Source organism: Phenylobacterium sp. GW823-FHT02A09, from assembly GCF_058797775.1.
In genome coordinates this window covers 1049814-1069651 of sequence record NZ_JBXAJZ010000002.1, presented here as the reverse complement: position 1 = coordinate 1069651, position 19838 = coordinate 1049814, and the positions used below count along the sequence as shown (strand labels likewise).

Annotated in this window: 12 protein-coding genes and 1 pseudogene; 7 read left to right on the top strand and 6 right to left on the bottom strand. The window is 69.9% G+C overall.

Annotated features, from left to right (window positions below):
- Window positions 1–2: 2 nt before the first annotated feature.
- On the top strand, window positions 3–2153 hold the full coding sequence (locus AC1Q87_RS12490; RefSeq protein ID WP_492609240.1) for an amylo-alpha-1,6-glucosidase: 2151 nt from the start codon (window positions 3–5) through the stop codon (window positions 2151–2153).
- Here AC1Q87_RS12490 and pyk read toward each other — a convergent pair.
- Window positions 2150–3568 carry a pyruvate kinase gene (gene pyk / locus AC1Q87_RS12485; RefSeq protein ID WP_492609239.1) on the bottom strand — a complete coding sequence of 473 codons (1419 nt, stop codon included), beginning with the start codon at window positions 3566–3568 and terminating at the stop codon, window positions 2150–2152. The genes AC1Q87_RS12490 and pyk overlap by 4 nt on opposite strands.
- A 146-nt stretch (window positions 3569–3714) precedes the next feature.
- Between pyk and AC1Q87_RS12480 the strand changes: the two genes are divergently transcribed.
- Both AC1Q87_RS12480 and AC1Q87_RS12475 read left to right on the top strand, forming a co-directional pair.
- Window positions 3715–5511 carry a glycoside hydrolase family 15 protein gene (locus AC1Q87_RS12480; protein ID WP_492609238.1) on the top strand — a complete coding sequence of 599 codons (1797 nt, stop codon included), beginning with the start codon at window positions 3715–3717 and terminating at the stop codon, window positions 5509–5511.
- Window positions 5512–5565: 54 nt separating this feature from the next.
- Entirely contained in the window at window positions 5566–5754 is a 189-nt protein-coding gene (locus tag AC1Q87_RS12475; RefSeq protein ID WP_492609237.1) for a DUF5961 family protein, read from the top strand.
- Here AC1Q87_RS12475 and zwf read toward each other — a convergent pair.
- The gene (zwf, locus tag AC1Q87_RS12470) at window positions 5751–7220 is read right to left on the bottom strand and encodes a glucose-6-phosphate dehydrogenase (protein ID WP_492609236.1); all 1470 of its coding nucleotides are present in this window, start codon (window positions 7218–7220) and stop codon (window positions 5751–5753) included. The two genes, AC1Q87_RS12475 and zwf, sit on opposite strands and share 4 nt — an antisense overlap.
- Before the next feature lie 177 nt (window positions 7221–7397).
- On the opposite strand from zwf, the gene otsB reads away from it, so the two are divergent.
- The 4 genes and pseudogenes from otsB (at window position 7398) to AC1Q87_RS12450 (ending at window position 12659) form a co-directional block, all read left to right on the top strand.
- Window positions 7398–8150, top strand: a complete 753-nt coding sequence (gene otsB, locus AC1Q87_RS12465) for a trehalose-phosphatase (RefSeq protein WP_492609235.1) — start codon at window positions 7398–7400, stop codon at window positions 8148–8150.
- Window positions 8147–9451 (top strand): annotated as a pseudogene (locus AC1Q87_RS12460) (alpha,alpha-trehalose-phosphate synthase (UDP-forming)); the annotation flags it as partial. The gene otsB and the pseudogene AC1Q87_RS12460, both read left to right, overlap by 4 nt.
- Before the next feature lie 106 nt (window positions 9452–9557).
- A complete protein-coding gene (ligD, locus tag AC1Q87_RS12455; RefSeq protein ID WP_492609234.1) occupies window positions 9558–12137 on the top strand; it encodes a DNA ligase D in 2580 nt (859 codons plus the stop codon).
- A 111-nt stretch (window positions 12138–12248) separates the two neighbouring features.
- A complete protein-coding gene (locus AC1Q87_RS12450) occupies window positions 12249–12659 on the top strand; it encodes an RcnB family protein (protein ID WP_492609233.1) in 411 nt (136 codons plus the stop codon).
- A gap of 6 nt (window positions 12660–12665) precedes the next feature.
- Here AC1Q87_RS12450 and ku read toward each other — a convergent pair whose 3' ends face one another.
- From ku to AC1Q87_RS12430, 4 genes are read right to left on the bottom strand one after another with little or no spacing between them, the layout of a single operon-like run.
- Window positions 12666–13523, bottom strand: a complete 858-nt coding sequence (ku, locus tag AC1Q87_RS12445; RefSeq protein WP_492609232.1) for a non-homologous end joining protein Ku — start codon at window positions 13521–13523, stop codon at window positions 12666–12668.
- A gap of 50 nt (window positions 13524–13573) precedes the next feature.
- A complete protein-coding gene (locus AC1Q87_RS12440; protein ID WP_492609231.1) occupies window positions 13574–15061 on the bottom strand; it encodes a carboxylesterase/lipase family protein in 1488 nt (495 codons plus the stop codon).
- A gap of 57 nt (window positions 15062–15118) precedes the next feature.
- Window positions 15119–18328, bottom strand: a complete 3210-nt coding sequence (locus tag AC1Q87_RS12435; protein WP_492609230.1) for an error-prone DNA polymerase — start codon at window positions 18326–18328, stop codon at window positions 15119–15121.
- On the bottom strand, window positions 18325–19758 hold the full coding sequence (locus AC1Q87_RS12430; RefSeq protein WP_492609286.1) for a DUF6504 family protein: 1434 nt from the start codon (window positions 19756–19758) through the stop codon (window positions 18325–18327). The genes AC1Q87_RS12435 and AC1Q87_RS12430 overlap by 4 nt, the downstream gene beginning before the upstream one ends.
- Window positions 19759–19838 lie beyond the last annotated feature (80 nt).

Genomic DNA, 19838 nt, shown 5'->3' with positions numbered 1-19838 from the left:
TCATGGACGATCTCGCGCCGGCCCCCGATGCGCCGGTCGAAACGGGTGAGACGGGCGAACCGCGGGTTCCGCACCGGCTCTTCGCCCTCAAGGACAAGGACACCTTCGTGGTGGCCGACGCCTTCGGCGACATCGTCGGCGCCGGCGACGGCCTGTTCCACAACGACACCCGCATCCTCTCGCACTTCCGGCTGCTGCTGGGCGGGCGGCCGCCGTCGCTGCTGTCGGCGGCCATCGCCCAGGACAACGTGTTCTTCACCTCGCACGGCGCCAACCAGGCCCTGCCCTATCCCGGCGGACCGGTCGGACCGCCCGGCGTGCTGCACGTCGAACGCAAGCGGTTCCTCTGGGAGGAGCGGCTCTACGAGCGGATCTGCTGCGTCAACTACAGCCGCGACGTGGTGTTGATCCCGCTGTCGGTCGAGTTCGGCGCCGACTTCCGCGACATGTTCGAAGTCCGCGGCATGCACCGCGAGCGTCGCGGCAAGCTGCACCCACCGGTGGTCGACGGCCGCAGCGTGCGGTTCCGCTACGAAGGCCTCGACGGCGTGGAACGCACCAGTCTGGTCTCGTTCTCCGACCCGCCGGCCCGCATCAGCGGTACGCGCGCCGACTACATGTACTCGCTGCAGCCTGAAGGCCGGCTGGAGCTCTACATGGAGATCGGGGCCTCCAGCTCCCCGCCCCCCGACCGCCACCGCTACCGCTACGCCGCCGCCCGCGCCCGCTGGGACATGCGCGCGCGCCGCCGCCACGGCGCCCGTATCAAGAGCTCCGGGCGGCTGTTCAACGAGTGGCTGGAAAAGTCGCGCGCCGACCTGGCGCTGCTGACCACCCGCATGGAGACCGGCCCCTATCCGTATGCCGGCATTCCCTGGTTCTCGACCGCCTTCGGCCGCGACGCGATCATCACCGCCTGGCAGATTCTCTGGTTCGAACCGTCGCTGGCGCGGGGCGTGCTGACCTACCTGGCCGCGCACCAGGCCGAGGAGGTGTCGGCCTTCCGCGACAGCGCCCCCGGCAAGATCATGCACGAGACCCGCAAGGGCGAGATGCCGGCCTTGGGCGAGGTGCCGTTCGCCCGCTACTACGGCGGGGTCGACACCACGCCGCTGTTCGTGGCCCTGGCGGGCGCCTATGCCGAGCGGACCGGCGACCTGGTGCTGATCGACGATCTCTGGCCCGCGCTCATCGCCGCGGTCCGCTGGATCGAGCGGTTCGGCGACTCCGACGGCGACGGCCTGATCGACTACAAGCGGGGCAAGGATTCAGGCCTCGCCAACCAGGGCTGGAAGGACAGCGAGGACAGCGTCTTCCACGCCGACGGCCGCTTTCCCGACGGCCCCATCGCGCTGGTCGAGGTCCAGGGCTACGCCTTCGCCGCCTATCGGGCGATGGCCAAGCTCGCCCACCACCGCGGCGACCAAGACAACGCCGCCCGCTGGGCCGCCCGCGCCGAACAGATCCGCGAAGCGGTCGAGCGGCGGTTCTGGATGGACGAGCACGACTTCTACGGCATCGCCATCGACGGCAAGGGCGACCTCTGCCGCGTGCTGAGCAGCAATCCGGGGCATTTGCTGTTCTCGGGCCTGCCCAGTCCGGAGCGGGCGCGCAAGGTCGCCGAGCGGTTGATGTCGGCGGCGTTCGACACCGGCTGGGGCCTGCGCACCCTGGCGACCGGCGAGCCACGCTACAACCCGATGAGCTACCACAACGGCTCGGTCTGGCCGCACGACACCGCGGTCTGCGCCATGGGTCTGTCGCGCTACGGCGAACGCGACGGCGTCGCCTCGCTGACCTCCGGCCTGTTCGAGACCGCGATCAGTTTCGAGATGCGGCTGCCCGAGCTGTTCTGCGGCTTCCCGCGCATGGCCGGCGAGCCGCCGGTCGCCTATCCGGTCGCCTGCCTGCCGCAGGCCTGGGCCGCCGGTTCGGTGTTCATGATGCTGCAGTCGGTGCTCGGGGTCTCGGTCGACGGCTGGAACCGCGAGATCCGCGTCGCCGATCCGCGGCTGCCGATCGGCATCGACCGCCTGGAGATCGACGGCCTGCGGGTCGGCGAGGAAAAGGTCGACCTGCTGTTCGAACGCACCGGCCGCCGCGTCGACGTCCAGGGCCGCAGCCACACCGGCTTCCCGGTTCGCGTGCGCTAGCGGCGCGGCGCGTGGGCGATGCGCAGGATGTTGGCCGCGCCGGGCGAGCCCATCGGCAGACCGGCCAGGATGATAACCCGTTGATTGGGCCGCGCCAGCTCGGCGCTCAGCGCCTGGTCGACGGCCAGCTTGGCCAGTTCCTCGGCGTCGTCGACCTGCGCCACCACGCGCGCCTCGACGCCCCAGACCAGGGCCAGCATCCGCGCGGCGTGCAGGTTGGGCGTCAAGGCCAGGGTCGGCTGCAGCGGCCGCTCGCGGGCCAGCCGCAGCGCCGTGCGGCCGGTGGTCGTGAACGCGGCGATGCAGGCGGTCGAGGCGGTCTCGGCCGCGCGGCTGGCCGCGGCGACCAGGGCGTCGGCGTCGGCGTCCTCGACCGGGTACTCGGCGCGCATCAGCTCGGGCCAGCGCGGGTCCTGCTCCACCCGGGTCAGGATGCGGTTCATGATCGTCACCGCCTCGACCGGATACTCGCCGGCCGCGGTCTCGGCCGACAGCATCACCGCGTCGGCGCCCTCGTAGACCGCCCCGGCGACGTCGGAGGCTTCGGCCCGGGTCGGGCTCGGGGCGTGGATCATCGACTCGAGCATCTGGGTGGCGATGATCACCGGGATGCCGCGGGTTCGCGCGGCGCGGACCAGCGCCTTCTGCACCACCGGCACGTCCTCGGGGTTGAGCTCCACCCCCAGGTCGCCGCGGGCCACCATCACCCCGTCGCAGAGGTCGAGGATCTCGTCGAGCGCCTCGATCGCCGCCGGCTTCTCGATCTTGGCCAGCACCGCGGCGCGGCCCTGCACGATCTGGCGCAGCTCGGCCATGTCCGAGGCGCGCTGCACGAAGCTGAGCGCCACCCAGTCGACGTTCTGCTGCAGGGCGAAGGCCAGGTCCTCGCGATCCTTGGCGGTCAGGGCCGGCACCGGGATCGCGTGGCCGGGCAGGTTCAGGCCCTTGTGGTTCGAGAGGGTCTCGCCCGACAGCACCTCGGTCTCGGCGAAGCCCGGGCCGTTGCGGCGCACCCGCAGCCGCACCTTGCCGTCGTCGAGCAAGATGTCCGAGCCCGGCCGCAGCACGCTGAACACCTCGGCCAGCGGCACGCCGACCCGGCTGGCGTCGCCCGGCTCCTCGGAGACGTCGAGCCGGAAATCCTGGCCGACCTTCAGCCGCACGCTGCGGTCGGCGAATTCGCCCAGCCGGATCTTCGGGCCCTGCAGGTCGGCCAGCACGGCCAGCGGACGGCCGACCGCGGCCTCGGCGGCGCGGACGTTGGCGATCGTCCTGGCGTGGTCCTCGTGGACGCCGTGGCTGAAGTTCACGCGGAACACGTCGGCCCCGGCCAGGGCCAGCTGGACGACCTTGCCGGCCTCGCGGCTGGCCGGGCCGAGCGTCGCGACGATACGGGCGCGGCGGTCGCGGATCATCTGGCCTCCATCGGCGTAATCGGATCGGGCCGCACTATGGCCCAACCGGCAGGCGAAGGGAGTCTTTCCCCGATCCAGGTCGATTCGAGAACGCCCGACCTGCACAATCGGCAAGAACCTGGAGGCGCTTCGCGAATTCCTGACGAATGACCCAGACTCTCGACCTCTTCCCGATCGGCAACTGCGCGGCCAGCGGCCTCATCGACCGCGCCGGACGACTGGTGTGGGCCTGCGCGCCCCGCGTCGACGGCGACCCCATGTTCTGCACCCTGCTCGGCGAGGAACCGGGCGCAAATCCAGACGCGCATGGGTTTTGGGACATCCAGGTCGAGAACCCGGTGCACGTCGCCCAGAGCTATCTGCGCAACACCCCGGTGCTCTGCACCGAGGTCACCGACGCCGACGGGGCGATGGTCCAGATCATCGACTTCTGCCCCCGCTATCGGCAGTTCGGCAGGATTTATCGGCCCCTCGCCATTATCCGCCTGGTGCGTCCGATCGTCGGAACACCAAAGATCCGGATCCGCGCGCGGCCCATGGTCAACTGGGGCGAACGGCCCGCAGACCACACGACCGGCTCCAACCACATCCGCTTCGTCGGGGGCGACACCACCTTGCGGCTGACCACCGACGCCCCGGTGTCGCATATCACCTCCGAGCGCCTTTTCCGGCTGGAGCAGCCGGTGTCGATGTTCCTCGGCCCTGACGAAGGCTTCGACGCCGACCTCGCCGCGACCTGCGAGCGGATGCTGGGCGAGACCACGTCCTACTGGCGCGGCTGGGTGCGCAACCTGGCCGTCCCGCTCGAATGGCAGGAGGCGGTGATCCGCGCCGCCATCACGCTCAAGCTCTGCGCCCACGAGGAGACCGGGGCCATCGTCGCGGCCCTGACCACGTCGATCCCCGAGCACGCCGAGAGCGGCCGCAACTGGGACTACCGCTATTGCTGGCTGCGGGACGCCTATTACGTGGTCCAGGCCCTGAACCGGCTGGGCGCAGCGGACATGCTCGAGAACTATCTCGGCTACCTGCGCAACCTCGTCGACCGCACCGCCGGCGGCCATGTGCAGCCGCTCTACGGGGTCGGCATGGAGCCGGCCCTGACCGAGCACTTCGCCGAGCACCTGCCCGGCTATCGCGGCATGGGGCCGGTGCGGATCGGCAACCAGGCGCACGAGCACCTGCAACACGACGTATACGGACAAATTATCCTGTCCACCGTCCAGGCCTTCTTCGACGAGCGCCTGCTGCGCCCGGCCAACGTCGAGGATTTCAAGGCGCTGGAGCGCGTCGGCGACCGCGCGTTCGAGATGCACGACAAGCCCGACGCCAGCCTGTGGGAGTTCCGCGGCCGCGAGAGCATCCACACCTATTCGGCGGTGATGTGCTGGGCCGCCTGCGACCGGCTGGCCAACGCCGCCCGCAAGCTCGGCCTGACTGATCGCGCCGACCATTGGAACGCTCGCGCCGCCGAGGTCCGCAAGGCCATCGAGACACGCGCCTGGAACCCCAAGCTCGGCCGCTTCGCCGCCACCTTCGAGGGCGACGAGCTCGACGCCAGCCTGCTGCAGCTGGTCGACGTGCGCTTCGTCAGCCCCGACGACCCGCGCATGGCCGCGACCATCGCCGCGGTCGAGAAGGGTCTTCGCCGCGGGCCTTACATGCTGCGCTATGCGATCCCCGACGACTTCGGCGAACCCAAGACGGCGTTCAATTTCTGCACGTTCTGGCTCATCGAGGCGCTGCATCTCTCCGGCCGCTCGGACGAGGCGCGCCAGCTGTTCGAGGAGATGCTGGACCGCCGCACCGCCGCCGGCCTGCTGTCAGAGGACATCGCCTTCGACGGCGCCGAGCTCTGGGGCAACTACCCGCAGACCTACTCGCTGGTCGGGCTGATCAACTGTGCGACGATGTTGTCGCGGCCGTGGGCGTCTGTCCGATGAATCCTTTTGGCGAATCATGGATTCCTAGTGGGGAGACGCTGAAAGGGCGGCCCCATGTTCCATGCCACGCAGACCCTGCACCGCTACGAAGCCCGCGCCGCCGGCGGCGCGACCTATGAGATCGTCGGCGCCAGCTTCGAGGACGCCGCCCTGGAGTTCGCCGACCTCGTCCACGAGGACGAGGTCGAGCTGACCGATTGCGAGAGCGGCGAGCGCCGCCGCTTCAAGATCGACCTGGACTAGTCGTACCAGGCCCGGCCCGAACGCTCGATCAGGGCGAAGGCGCCGGCCGGCCCCCAGCTGCCCGCCGCATAAGGCTTGGGCGCCATCGAAGACTCCCGCCAGGCGTCGGCCACGCCGTCGATCCACTCCCAGGCCCGCTCGACCTCGTCGCGGCGGACGAACAGCGTGCTGTTGTTCTGGATGACGTCGAGGATCAGCCGCTCATAGGCGATCCGGCGGCGCGAGTTGGGGCCCGAATAGGCCTTGGCCAGCGACAGCGACAGCGGCAGCGACTGCAGGCGCATGCCGCGCTCCGACAGCCCCGGGGCCTTGTTCATCAGCAGCAGTTCGATGTCCTCGTCCGGCTGCAGGTCGATGACCAGGCGGTTGGCGGCCATGTCCGCCTTGGCCGCGCCCTCGAAGATCGAGTGCGGCACCGGCTTGAACTGGATGGCGATCTGGGTCCGCCGCTCGGGCAGCCGCTTGCCGGTGCGCAGGAAGAACGGCACGCCGGCCCAGCGCCAGTTGTCGATGTCGGCGCGCAGCGCCACGAAGGTTTCCGTGCCGGTCGGCTGGCCGCGCTCGGCCTCGTAGCCGTCGACGGCCGCGCCGGAGGTGACGCCCGGCGTGTACTGGCCGCGGACGCTGACGGTCTGCACGTCGGCGCGGGTCACCGGCCGCAGCGAGCGCAGCACTTTGACCTTCTCGTTACGGACGCTGTCCGGCTCCATGTCCGACGGCGGCTCCATCGCCACCAGGCAGAGCAGCTGCAGCATATGGTTCTGCACCATGTCGCGCAGCGCGCCGTACTCGTCGTAATAGGGCCAGCGGTCGCCGACGCCCTCGGTCTCTGCCACGGTGATCTGCACGTGGTCGATGGTCAGGTTGTTCCAGAGCGGCTCGAACAGGGTGTTGGCGAAACGCAGCGCCAGCAGGTTCTGAACCGTCTCCTTGCCGAGATAGTGGTCGATCCGGAAGATGCTCTCCTCCGGGAAGACCGCGGCCACCGCGCCGTTGATGACCTTCGAGCTCTCCAGGTCGCGACCGATCGGCTTTTCCAGCACGATGCGGGTTCCCGGCCCGGCCATGCCCGCCCCGGCCAGGGCCGCGCAGACGCGGCCATAGATGCTGGGCGACAGGGCCAGGTAGTAGATCGGGGTCTTGGCGTCGCCGAGCGCCGCCTTGAGCTCCGCCGCGCCGTCCGGCGTGGTGGCGTCGGCGCCGACGTACTGCAGACGCTTTTCGAACCGCGCCCAGGTCTTGGCGTCCAGTCCGCCGCCGCCGACCCGGGCCGAGACGGCCTCTTTGATCTGGGCGACGAAGGCCTCGCGGGTCATTTCCGCGCGCGCCGTAGCGATGATTCCGAAGCGCTCGCCGAGGAAACCGTCCGCATCCAGATTATACAACGACGGGAACAGCATTTTCTGGGCGAGATCGCCCGTCCCGCCGAAGAGCACGATAACGTCGGCCAGGGGCTGCTCGGCCATCTGCTGTCACCTTTTCGCGAGTAAACGATTTCGTGTGCGCATAGCGTCGTTCGCACGTGCGACGTCAAGCCCTTCTGACGGACCCCGTTCCCTCCGGCGGAAGATTTGCGCCGACGCGGCGCCGGATCGAACCGCCCGGTCGGGCGTTTGTCGTTCGGCTGCGGGGCAAAGGTGCGTATGAGTATCGACGAACTGAGCATCGGCCTGGAACGGCCGCCAACCCGGCTGGCGCTGGAAGGCGCCGCCCTGTTCCTGGACCTCGACGGAACGCTGGCCCCGATCGCCCAGCGCCCCGAGGACGTCGGTCCCGACCGGCGTCGCAATGATCTGCTGAGCCGGCTGGCGGCCCGAATGCAGGGGCGGCTGGCGGTGGTCAGCGGCCGTTCGCTGAACGACATCGACCGCATCCTCGAAGCCCGCGTCGGCTGCGTCGGGGCGATCCACGGTCTGGTCCGCCGCGACGCCCGCGGCGTGGTCGGTGAAGCGCCGCCGCATCCGGGCCTGGCCTCGGCCCGCGCGTCCCTGAAGGACTTCGCCGCCGGCGACCCGCGGCTGTTGATCGAGGACAAGTCGCTCAGCCTGACCCTGCACTATCGGCTGGCGCCCGATCGCGGTCAGGAGGCGATCGACCTGGCCGAGCGGATCGCGACGATCACCGGCCTGACCCTGCAACCCGGCGACATGGTCGTCGAGTTGCGCACGCCCGGCGCCAGCAAGGGCGATGCGATCCGTGCCTTCATGACCGAGCCCCCGTTCAAGGGCGCGCAGCCGATCTTCCTGGGCGACGACCTGACCGACGAGCACGGCTTCTTCGCGGTGCGCCAGATGGGCGGCTATGGCGTCCTGGTCGGCCCGCAGCGCCGCACCACCGCCATCTACCGCATGGACGGCGTCGAGGAGGCGCTGTCCTGGCTGGAGGGCGCGGCATGAGCCGCTTGATCGTCGTCTCCAACCGCGTCACGCCGCCGGCCGGCAAGGGCGAGGAAACCGTCGGCGGCCTGGCCATGGCCCTGGCTGCGGCGCTGCGCGAGTACTCCGGCCTTTGGTTCGGCTGGAGCGGCAAGACCGCGCCGGAGTTCACCGGCCAACTCAACCTGCAGCGCGTCGAGGGCGTGACCGTCGCCACCGTCGACCTCGAGGAGGCCGACCTCAACGAGTACTACAACGGCTACGCCAACAAGACGCTGTGGCCGCTGTTCCACTACCGCCAGGACCTGACCGCCTACGACCGCTCGTTCGACGAAGGCTATCAACGGGTCAACCGCCGCTTCGCCGAGACCCTGGCGCCGCTCATCGAGGAAGGCGACCTGATCTGGGTGCACGACTACCACCTGATCCCTCTGGCCCGCGAACTGCGCGAACTCGGCATCAAGAACCGGATCGGCTTCTTCCTGCACATCCCCTGGCCGGCCCATCAGCTGCTGATCACCCTGCCGCGGCACCGCCAGCTGGTCGAGGCGCTGTTCGCCTACGATCTGGTCGGTTTCCAGACCCCCGAGTACCGCCAGGCGTTCGAGGAGTACGTGCTCAACGAAGCGCGCGGGGTCGTCACCGGCGAGGGCCAGCTGCGCGCCTTCGGCCGCACGGTGCGGGCCGGCGCATTCCCGATCGGCATCGACGCCCAGGACTTCGCCGAACTCAGCGAAAGCACGATCGCGCGACGCACGTTCGACGTGATGTCCGCCCACACGGCGTTCCGGAAGATGGTCATCGGGGTCGACCGGCTCGACTACTCCAAGGGCGTGGAGGAGCGGTTCCTCGGCTTCGAGCGTCTGCTCGCCACCTATCCGGAACTGCGCCGCGAGGTGCTGTTCCTGCAGATCGCGCCGCTGAGCCGCGAAAGCGTCGAGGCCTATCGCGAGATCCGCGCCCGGCTGGACGCGCTGTCAGGCCGCATCAACGGCGAGTACGCCGACATCGACTGGAACCCGGTCCGCTATGTGAACCGCAACTACCGTCGCGACGAGCTGGCCGGCATCTACCGCGCCGCCAAGGTCGCGCTGGTGACGCCGCTTCGCGACGGCATGAACCTCGTGGCCAAGGAGTTCGTCGCCGCCCAGGATCCGGCCGATCCCGGGGTGCTGGTGCTCTCGCGTTTCGCCGGCGCGGCGAACCAGCTGAAGAGCGCGCTGATCGTCAATCCCAACAGCCCCGAGGAGATCGCCGACGCGCTGCACCGGGCGCTGTCCATGGACCTGATGGAGCGAATCGAGCGCTGGCGCGCTCTCTTCGACAACGTCCAGCGGGAAGACGTCACCGCCTGGCGGGACGCGTTCGTGAACGCGCTCGCCGCCACGCGCGAATCCGACCGCGCGCGGACGGCCGAGGGACCCTTCTATGGCGAACAAGCTCGCCCGCTATCAGTCCATGCGGGACTTCACCCAGACGGCGGAACCGAGCGGCCGGGCGAAAGTGAAGCCGGCCAAGCACCTGCGCTACGTGATCCAGAAGCACGCGGCGACCCGGCTGCACTACGACTTCCGGCTGGAACTGGACGGGGTCTTCAAGTCCTGGGCGGTGACGAAGGGCCCCTCCCTCGACCCCCACGAACGTAGGCTGGCCGTCGAGGTCGAGGACCACCCGCTCGATTACGGCGACTTCGAAGGCGCCATTCCCAAGGGCCAGTACGGCGGCGGCACGGTCATGCTGTGGGACCGCGGCTTCTGGGCGCCCGAACCTGGGACCGACGCCCATGCCGGCCTTGAAAAGGGCGACCTGAAGATCGTCCTGGAGGGCGAGCGCCTGCACGGCGGCTTCGTGTTGGTGCGGATGAAGCGCGACCGCGACGGCGGCGAGCGCAACAACTGGCTGCTGATCAAACACCGCGACCCGTTCGCCCGCGAAGGCGACGACGACGCGCTGCTCAAGGACAACGACACCTCGGTCGCGTCGGGCCGCGAGATGGCGCAGATCACCGCCGGCAAGGGCAAGGCGCCGAGCCCCTTCATGACCGCCCGCCAGGGCCGCGCCGATGACGTGTGGCAGAGCAAGCCGCGCGGCGCGGCAGGCCCGGCTCCCGCGGCGGCCAAGCCAGCGCCGCGTCCGGCCAAGAGCAAGGCCGCCGCGGCGCCCGACTTCATCGAGCCGCAGCTTTGCCGATCGCAGGACAAACCGCCGAACGGCTCGGGCTGGGCCCATGAGGTGAAGTTCGACGGCTACCGCATGCAGCTGCGCGTCTCCGGCGGCGAGGCCCGGCTGCGCACGCGAAGAGGACTGGACTGGACCGAGCGTTTCCAGGCGATCGCCGACGCGGCCGCCGATCTCCCCGACTGCATCCTCGACGGCGAGGCGGTCGCCTTGGACGACGACGACAAACTGAGCTTTGCGGCGCTGCAGGCGGCGCTGTCCGATGGCCGAAGCGATGGGCTGATCTACTACGCCTTCGACCTGCTGTTCGAGGCCGGCGAGGACCTGCGCGAGCTGCCGCTGAGCGAGCGAAAGGCGCGGCTCAAGGCGATGCTGGACGGACGCGACGACGCCATCCGCTATGTCGAGCACTTCGATGCGTCCGGTGAAGCGGTCTGGCGTTCCGCCCAGCGGCTCGAGCTTGAGGGCATCATCTCCAAGCGGCTGACCGCGCCCTACCGCTCGGGCCGCAGCGACACCTGGAGCAAGGCCAAGCTGCGCCCCGGCGACGAGGTGGTGATCGGCGGCTGGACCGGCGAGAAGGGACGCCTGCGCTCGCTGCTGGTCGGTCGCTACCAGGACGGCGCGCTGGTCTATGCCGGCCGGGTCGGCACCGGCTTCAGCAGCGCCGTGGTCAGCCGCGTTCTGCCGCGGCTCGAAGCAGTGGCGGCCGCCAAGAGCCCTTTCAGCGGCCCCGGCGCCCCGCGCAAGGAAGGCGACATCAACTGGGCGCGGCCCGAACTGGTCGCCGAGATCGAGTTCGCCGGCCACACCGGCAGTGGCGCGGTTCGGCAAGGCGCGTTCAAGGGCCTGCGCGAGGACAAGCCGGCTGGCGAGGTTGAAACCGACACCGCCGCTCCCGCCAAACCTGAACCGCCGAGGAAGCGCATGGGCGATCCGAGCGTGATGGGCGTCACCATCTCCAGCCCCGACAAGGCCCTGTGGCCGAACTCCGCCGACAGCGACGCGCCGGTCACCAAGCTCGACCTCGCCCAGTATCTGGAAGCGGTCGGCGCGTGGATGATGCCGCACATCGAGGGACGGCCCTGCTCGATCATCCGCATTCCGGATGGCCTGGGCGGCGAGCAGTTCTTTCAGCGCCACGCCGGCAAGGGCGCCTCGCCCCTGCTGTCGCAGGTCGAGGTGTTCGGCGATCACGCCGCCTATCTGCAGGTCGACCGCATCGAGGCGCTGGCCGCGCTGGCCCAGATCGGGGCCGCCGAATACCATCCGTGGAACTGTCGGCCGCACGCGCCGGAAACGCCGGGCCGGCTGATCTTCGACCTCGATCCTGGTCCCGACGTGGACTTCGACACCGTCGTGGCCGCCGCCCGCGATGTCCGCGACCGGCTGGAGGACCTGGGCCTCATCGCCTTTTGCAAGACCACCGGCGGCAAGGGCCTGCACGTGGTCACCCCCCTGGCCCCGCCGAAGGGCGAGTTGGACTGGCCGACCGCCAAGGCCTTCGCCAAGAAGCTCTGCGAGCAGATGGCCGCCGATGAACCAGATCGCTATGTGGCCAACATGGCCAAGAAGATCCGCCAGGGCCGGATCTTCCTCGACTACCTGCGCAACGACCGGCTTTCGACCGCAGTGGCGCCGTTGTCGCCGCGGGCCCGCGACGGGGCGACCGTGTCCTTCCCCCTGACCTGGAGCCAGGTGCGCGCGGGGCTCGATCCTCGGCGTTACACGATCCGCACGGCGCCGGCGCTGCTGGCCAAGACCAACGCCTGGGCCGACTACGCCGAGGGCGAACGGCCGCTGGAAACCGCAATCAAGCGTCTGGGCTGAAACATCGGCCACAGCTTCGCCGCCAAGATGAACCGCAGCCGAACAGTACGGTTCAGGTCAGGCTCAAGCTCGCTCCCTCATGATGGCTCTCAGTTCGATAGGAGAGAGCTTATGAGGAAGTTTCTGACCGCCGCCGTCGCCCTGTCGGTCCTGGCCAGCGCGGGCGTCGCCTCCGCTCAGCCGTACCGCGGCGACGATCGCCGCGACCACGCCGAGCGCCACTACGACAAGCGCATGGACAAGGCTGAACGCAAGTACGACCGCGACGTCCGCAAGGCCGAACGCAAGTACCGCGCCAGCGCCTATCACCGCCCGCCGGGCTATCAGTACCGTCACTGGAACCGCGGCGACCGCCTGCCGCCGGCCTATCGCGCCGACCGCTACCGGATCAGCAACTACAACTACTACCGCCTGCCCCCGCCGCCCCGCGGCTACTACTACACGCGCGTCGACAACGACGTGATCCTGACCGCCGCGGCCACCGGCGTGATCGCCTCGGTCATCGTCGGGATGTTCCAGTAACCGCCGTCAGGACGCCCGCTTTCGGGCGGGCGTCTTGCGCGGGGCGCTCTTTTTGGCGCCCCCGCGCGGCTCGGTCTTGCGTCGCGGCCCGCCCTCCCCGAGGCTGCGGCGCAGGGCCTCCATCAGGTCGATGACCTCGGCCTCCTTCGGCTCCTCGAGCTTCGAGACGACGCCGTGGTGGGCCTCCTTGTCGGCGATCAGCTTGCGCAGCGCGTCCTCGTAGCGGTCGTTGAACTCGCTGGGATCGAAGGCGCCTTCGAGCTGCTCGATGATCTTCTCGGCGATGGCGACCATCTTCGGGTCGGCCTTCACGTCGGGAATGCGGTCGAAGAACTCGGCCGGATCCTTCACTTCCTTGTTGTTGCGCATGGTGTAGGCGACGATCCCCTGGTCGCGCGGCTCCAGCGCCATCAGCCGTTCGCGCTGGTGCATCACCACTCGGGCGAGGGCCAGCTTGCCGGCCCCCTCCATCGCCTCGCGGATCACCCCGAACGCCTCGGCCGCCAGGTCGCCGTCGGGGGTCAGGAAGTAGGGATCGTTCCAGTAGAGGCGGTCGATCTCGGCCGCATCGACGAACCGCTCGATGTCGATGGTCCGGGTCGTCTCCAACCGCACGTTCTTGATCTCCTCGTCGGTGACGACGACGTAGCGGCCCTTCTCGATCTCGTAGCCCTTGACGATGTCGGCCCGATCGACCGGCCCAGTTTCCGGGTCGGTGGGGATCATGCGGATGCGGTTGTGGGTCTCCTTGTGCAGCATGTTGAAGGAGACGTCGGCGCTGCGCGAGGTCGCCGTGTAGAGCGCCACCGGGCAGCTCACCAGCGACAGTCGCAGATAGCCCTGCCATGTCGGACGTGCGGCCATGTTCCAAGACTCCCCTGCGGCCAGAGTCTCAGAACGCCGAGCTTGGCGATTCAGTTCTCCGGCACGGCCAGGCTTGGCAGCGCGACCTGTTCCTGGGCGTCCAGCTGGCGCTTGCGAAATCCGGTCCGCACGCCGCTCGTCGCCCCGAACTCGACCAGCTCATCACGGGCGACGTCATAGGCCGGCCAGGCGATCGCGCACTTGGGCGCGCCGGTCTTGGCGAAGGCGACCCAGCAGCCGTGCATCAGGTCGGCCATGGCCCGGTCGTCGGCCGCCACCATGCTCAGCGGCGTACGTCGGCCCCAGTACTCGAACACGTACTGGATCTCGGCGGCGTGGGCCGCAGTGGTCACCCCCATCGGCCGGAAGCGCGACCCCACGTAGCTGAAATGGTAAAGCCAGGCCGGCTTTCCATCTGCCGCCTTGCTCGCCAACCAGCGAGCCGGTCCGACCATGTAGCGGTCGCCGAACGCGGCGCGCACCAGGGTCTCGTCGCCCCTCGCCGCTTCGTCCGGATAGGCCGATTTCACCGCCTCGGGGATCTCGGCGGCCATGGCGGACGCGCCCGGCAAGCGCCGGCCGAGCAGCGAATCCTCGCCGGAATTGGCGCCGATGATCAGCGGGACGTCGGCCTCACGGCCGGCGGCGAAGGCTTGGGCCGGCGTCTCTTTCAGCACGCGGCCGTCGACGAACGGGCCGTAGTCGGCGCCTGCGCCTTCGTCAGCCAGGGCCTGAGCCGGCAGAGCGCGTAGCTGCGCCAGGTCGCGCGCGCCGAGCTTGCCCGCCAGGGCCGCGCCCTCGTCCTGCTTCTGCGCCAGTGTTTCCGGCGCGCTCCAGCCGCCGCCCGACTGCACCGCGGCCTTTTGGAACAGGCCCTTGGCGGCGGGCGCAGCGAGCAGGGCCAGGGTGCTGGCGCCGCCGGCGCTTTCCCCGAAGACGGTGACGTTCGCCGGGTCGCCCCCGAAGGCGGCGATGTTGCGCTTGACCCATTGCAGGGCCGCGACCTGGTCCATCAGCCCATAGTTGCCGCCCTGATCCTTGCCGAGCGCTGGATGGGCGAAGTAGCCGAGCGGGCCGAGGCGGTAGTTGATCGCCACCAGCACCACGCCGTCGCGGGCGAAGTTCTGGCCGTCATAGATCCAGCCCGCCCCGGTCTTGTGGCCGCCGCCATGCAGCCAGACCATCACCGGCGCCTTCTTGGCCTCCAGCGGCGCGAAGACGTTGAGCTGCAGGCAGTCCTCGCTGACCGGCCCATTGGCGCTGCCTTCGTTCGGCGTGCCGTCGGCGTTCATCTTCTGCGGACAGGAGGGGCCGTTGGCGGTGGCGTCGCGCTCGCCGCTCCAGGCCAGCGGCTTTTTCGGGGCCGACCAGCGCAGCTCGCCGACCGGCGGGGCGGCGTAGGGCACGTTGCGGAAGATCCTGGCGCGGTCGGTCTGGGCGCCGACCAGCACCCCGCTCTCCACCTTGACCTTCGGCCCGTCGGCGGCCTGGGCGGCCCCGGCCAGAAGCAGGCTTCCGAAGACGATCGCACGCAGCATCGCGTTCCCCCTTGAGCGGCGTGGGAGAATTCGGCCACGCCGCCCCGCGGTCAAGCCTCAGTGGAAGTCGCGGCTACGGATCAGGCCGCCGGTCACCCGGTTGCGGATCTGCGGCGCCGGCCCGTCCTCGGCTTTCAACTCGGCCAGGCGGTGCGACAGGTCGGTGAAGCGGCGGGCGACCACGTGGATGACGTTGCTCTCGCTCTGGATCTGGCCGTGCACGACCATGAACGACGAGGTCATCACCAGCCGCCGGTTGGCCGCAAAGGCGTCCTGCCAGACCACGATGTTGGCGACCCCGGTTTCGTCCTCGAGGGTCAGGAAGGTCACCCCTTTGGCGGTGCCCGGCCGCTGGCGCACCAGCACCAGCCCCCCGACCGAGACCAGCTTGCGGTCGCGCAGGGTCTTCAGGTCCGCCGCCCGGACCGCGCCCAGGCTGTTGAGGCTTTCGCGGAAGAAGCTGATCGGATGGGCGCGGAGCGACAGGCTGGTGGTGCGGTAGTCCTCCTCCACCTCGTGCGACGGGCTCATCAGCGGCAGTTCGACCTGATGCTCCTTGACCCCCATGGCGGCCAGCAGCGGCGCGGTCTTCAGGCTGCTGGACTGGTCGGCCAGCCCCTTCACCGCCCACAGCGCCTGGCGGCGGGACAGCCCCAGCCCGGCGAAGGCGTCGGCCTCGGCCAGCAGCTCCAGCGACCGCCGCGACAGCCCGGCGCGGACCGCGAAGCCCTCGACGCTGCGCACGCCCTCGGCCCGCGCGGCCGCCAGCCGCTTGGCCTCATCCTCGCTGAACCCTTTGATCTGGCGCAGCCCCAACCGCACCGCGCGCAGGCGGCCCTCGCGGGTCGCCGGCTCCAGGGTGCAGTCCCAGTCGCTGGCCAGCGCATCCGGCCCCCGCACCTCGACGTCGTGCTCGCGCGCGTCGCGGACCAGCTGGGCCGGCTGGTAGAACCCCATCGGCTGGCTGTTCAGCAGCGAGGCCAGGAAGGCGTCCGGCCAGCGCCACTTCACCCAGGCCGAGGCGTAGACCAGCAGGGCGAAGCTGATCGCGTGGCTCTCGGGGAAGCCATAGGAGCCGAAGCCCTCGATCTGCTTGAAGCAGCGTTCGACGAAGGCCGGGTCGTAGCCGCGGCTCTTCATGCCCTCCAGGAACTTGGTCTCGTACTCGCCGACGCTGCCGAGGTGGCGGAAGGTGGCCATCGAGCGGCGCAGGCCGTCGGCGTCGTCGTCGGAGAACTTGGCCGCCTCGATGGCGATGCGCATCGCCTGCTCCTGGAACAGCGGCACGCCCAGGGTCTTGCCGAGGATGGCCTGCAGCTCGTCCTGCGGATGCTCCGGCCCCGGCCGCGGATAGTCGACCGGTTCGATCTTGTCGCGGCGCTTGAGGTACGGATGGACCATGTCGCCCTGAATCGGACCGGGGCGGACGATCGCCACCTCGATGACCAGGTCGTAGAACTTCCTCGGCTTCAGCCGCGGCAGCATCGACATCTGCGCCCGGCTCTCGACCTGGAAGACCCCGATGGAGTCGGCGCGGCAGAGCATGTCGTAGACCTCGGGGACCTCCTGCGGGATGTGGGCGATGTCGGTGATCGGCCGCCCCGCGTCTTCCGCCGGGATCATGTCGAAGCTCTTCTTCAGGGCGGTCAGCATGCCGAGCGCCAACACGTCGACCTTCATCAGGCCCAGCGCGTCGATGTCGTCCTTGTCCCACTCGATGAAGGTGCGGTCCTTCATCGCCGCGTTGCCGATCGGCACGGTCTCGTCCAGCCGCCGCTGGGTCAGCACATAACCGCCGACGTGCTGCGACAGGTGGCGCGGGAACTTCAGCAGTTCGGTCGCCAGCCGCACAGCGCGACGGATCTCCGGATTGGCCGGATCCAAGCCCGCCTGGACGATGTAGCTGTCGGGCACCTCCTCGCCCCAGCTTCCCCAGATCGTGCCGGCCAAGGCGGCGGTGACGTCTTCGGTCAGGCCCAGCGCCTTGCCGACCTGGCGGATCGCCATGCGCGGGCGGTAGTGGATGACCGTGGCGACGATGGCGGCGCGGTCGCGGCCGTAGCGGCGATAGACGTACTGCATCACCTCCTCGCGGCGGGCGTGCTCGAAGTCGACGTCGATGTCCGGCGGCTCGCCGCGTTTTTCGGAGATGAAGCGCGAGAACAGCAGGTCCTGGTCCGCCTTGGTCGGGTCGACCGCGGTGACGCCCAGGCAGAAGCAGACGCAGGAATTGGCCGCCGAGCCGCGGCCCTGACAGAGGATGTCCTGCTCGCGCGCCCAGCGGACGATGTCGTGCACCGTCAGGAAATAGTTGGCGAAGCCGAGCTTCTCGATGAGGTCGAGCTCGTGCTCAAGGGTCCGGCGCTCCTTGTCGCCCATGCCCTTGTCGAACCGCCAGCTCGCGCCTTCCCAGGTCAGGTCGCGCAGGTGCTGGATCGCGGTCTTGCCCGGCGGCACCGGTTCGTCCGGGTATTCGTACTTCAGCTGGCCAAGGTCGAACTCGATCCGCTCGACGATCTCCAGGCTGCGCTCGACCGCGCCCGGATAGCGCGCGAACAGCCGGTCCATCTCGGCCGGCGATTTCAGGTGCCGCTCGGCGTTGGCGGCCAGCCGCAGCCCGGCCTCGTAGATGGTGCAGGTCTCGCGGATGCAGGTCAGCACGTCCTGCAACGGTCGGCGTTCGGCTGCGTGATAGAGGACGTCGTTGGTGGCGACCATCGGCGCGCCGGACCGCTCGGCCAGGGCCGCCAGCCGCGAGATCCGCTGCAGGTCGCGCGGGCCGTAGTCGCGTGACGCCGCCAGCCAGACGTCGCCGCGCAGGTCGCCGCCGATCTGCACCACCTGGCGTTCGAACGTCTCGTCGAGGCGGGCCGGCGGCACGATCAGGACCAGCTGGCCCTGCGCATGGTCTGCGAAATCGGACCAGTGCAGCTCGCAGCCGCCCTTCTCCGCCCGCAGCTGGCCGAGCGTCAGCAACCGGGTCAGGCGGCCATAGGCCTCGCGGTCGGAGGGATAGCAAAGCAGCGACGGCGTGCCGTCTGCGAAGTCCAGCCGGCAGCCGGTCAGGGCCTTCACCGCAAAGGGCGTATCCTTCATCGAACGCATCTGCGTCCAGGCCCGCACCACCCCGGCCAGCGAATTGCGATCGGTGATCCCGATCGCCGCCATCCCCAGCATGCCGGCGGCGGAGACCAGCTCCCACGGGTGCGAGGCCCCGCGCAGGAACGAGAAATTGGTGGCGGCCTGGAGTTCGGCGTAGCGGGTCATCCGAACACCCCGTGCAGCCACCAGCGGGCCGGGACGCCGTCTTCGTAGAGGCCTTCGCGATAGACCCAGAACCGCGCGCCGTCCTGGTCCTCGACCCGGTAGTAGTCGCGGACGTGACTGACGCTGACGTCATTGATGTCGCCGCGCCACCATTCCTCGCCGATGCGCTCGGGCCCTTCAGCGCGGGCCACCCGGTGCAGGCGCTTGCGCCACTGGAACTGCCGCGGCGGGTCGTCGGGGGTCAGGGCCATGACCAGGTCCAGAGGTTCGGGCTGGCGGAACAACCGCAGCGGCCGCGGCGCTTCCGGGCTCCAGGCCCGCGGCGGCACCGCGGCCAGCGGCGCGGCCGGGCGCGCCGACAGTTCCGGCACGTGGCTCTGCACCGGCGCGGTCTTCCAGACCCGCTCACCGCCCAGGCGGTTGCTCAGCCGGTCGACCAACGGCCCCAGCCCCTCCTCGATCGCCGGTTCGGCGCGGGCGTCCAGCCGGACCTGGCGGCCGGACACCGCTTCCACCGCCTCGGCCTCAAGCGTGACCACGTCGATCCCGAAGCCGGGGTCGATGGTCTCCAGCTTGGGCGCCAGCAGCTTGGCGATCCGGGCCGGGTCGCGGGCGGCGAGCGCCATCCCGATCTCCAGCGGCAAGGCTCGCCCGTCGAGGCGGTGGAAGACGAGGCGGAAGCGGCGCGCGCCCCGCCCTTCCTGCTCCAGGCGCGCGCACAGCTTGGCGGCGACGTCGCGGGTCACCCGCTGCAGGTCCTCCAGGGCGCTGATCGGCTCGAAGAAGGCCAGCCGCGCGAACCAGGGATGCGGCGGGCGGCGGAAGCTCAACGCCTCCTCGGCGCGGCCCATGGCCTGGTCGATCCGCACCAGGGTCTGCTGGCCGAAGCGGCGGGCCAGCGGCGCGCGCGGCAGGCCCAGGATCTGCAGCAGCAACCGCAGGCCCAGCCGCTCCATCTGCGCCGCCGCCGCCGGCTCCAGCCGCAGGGCGGCCGGCGGCAGATAGGCCAGCAGGTCGGCCTGGCCGTTCGGCGGCGCGATGATCTCCGCCCCCTGGCCGTAGTGAGCCAGCGCCCAGGCCGCGCCGGGCGTGTCGGCGACCGCGCCGCGCACGAAGATCCCATTGCCCCCCAGCCGGGCGCGATAGTCGGCGAGCAGCTGCGCCTCGCCGCCCCACAGGTGGGCAACGCCGCTGATGTCGAGGAAGAGGCCGTCCGGCGCATCCTCGGCTACGGCCGGTGAATAGCGCACAGACCAGTCGGCCAGGGCCGTCAGGGCCGCGGCGTCGGCCTCCGGCTCGCTCTCGGCGACGACCAGATCGGGAACCAGCGCCATGGCGTCGGTCGCCTTCTGTCCCGGAAACAGGCCGAGCGCCCTGGCGGCCTTGTCCGCCGCCGCCAGCCGCCGGGCGCCCTTGACGGTTTCGACCAGGGCGAAGGGCCGGGGGGCCTCAGATGCTCCCCCTCTGGGGGAGCTGTCAGCCGTATGGCTGACTGAGGGGGACTTTGACT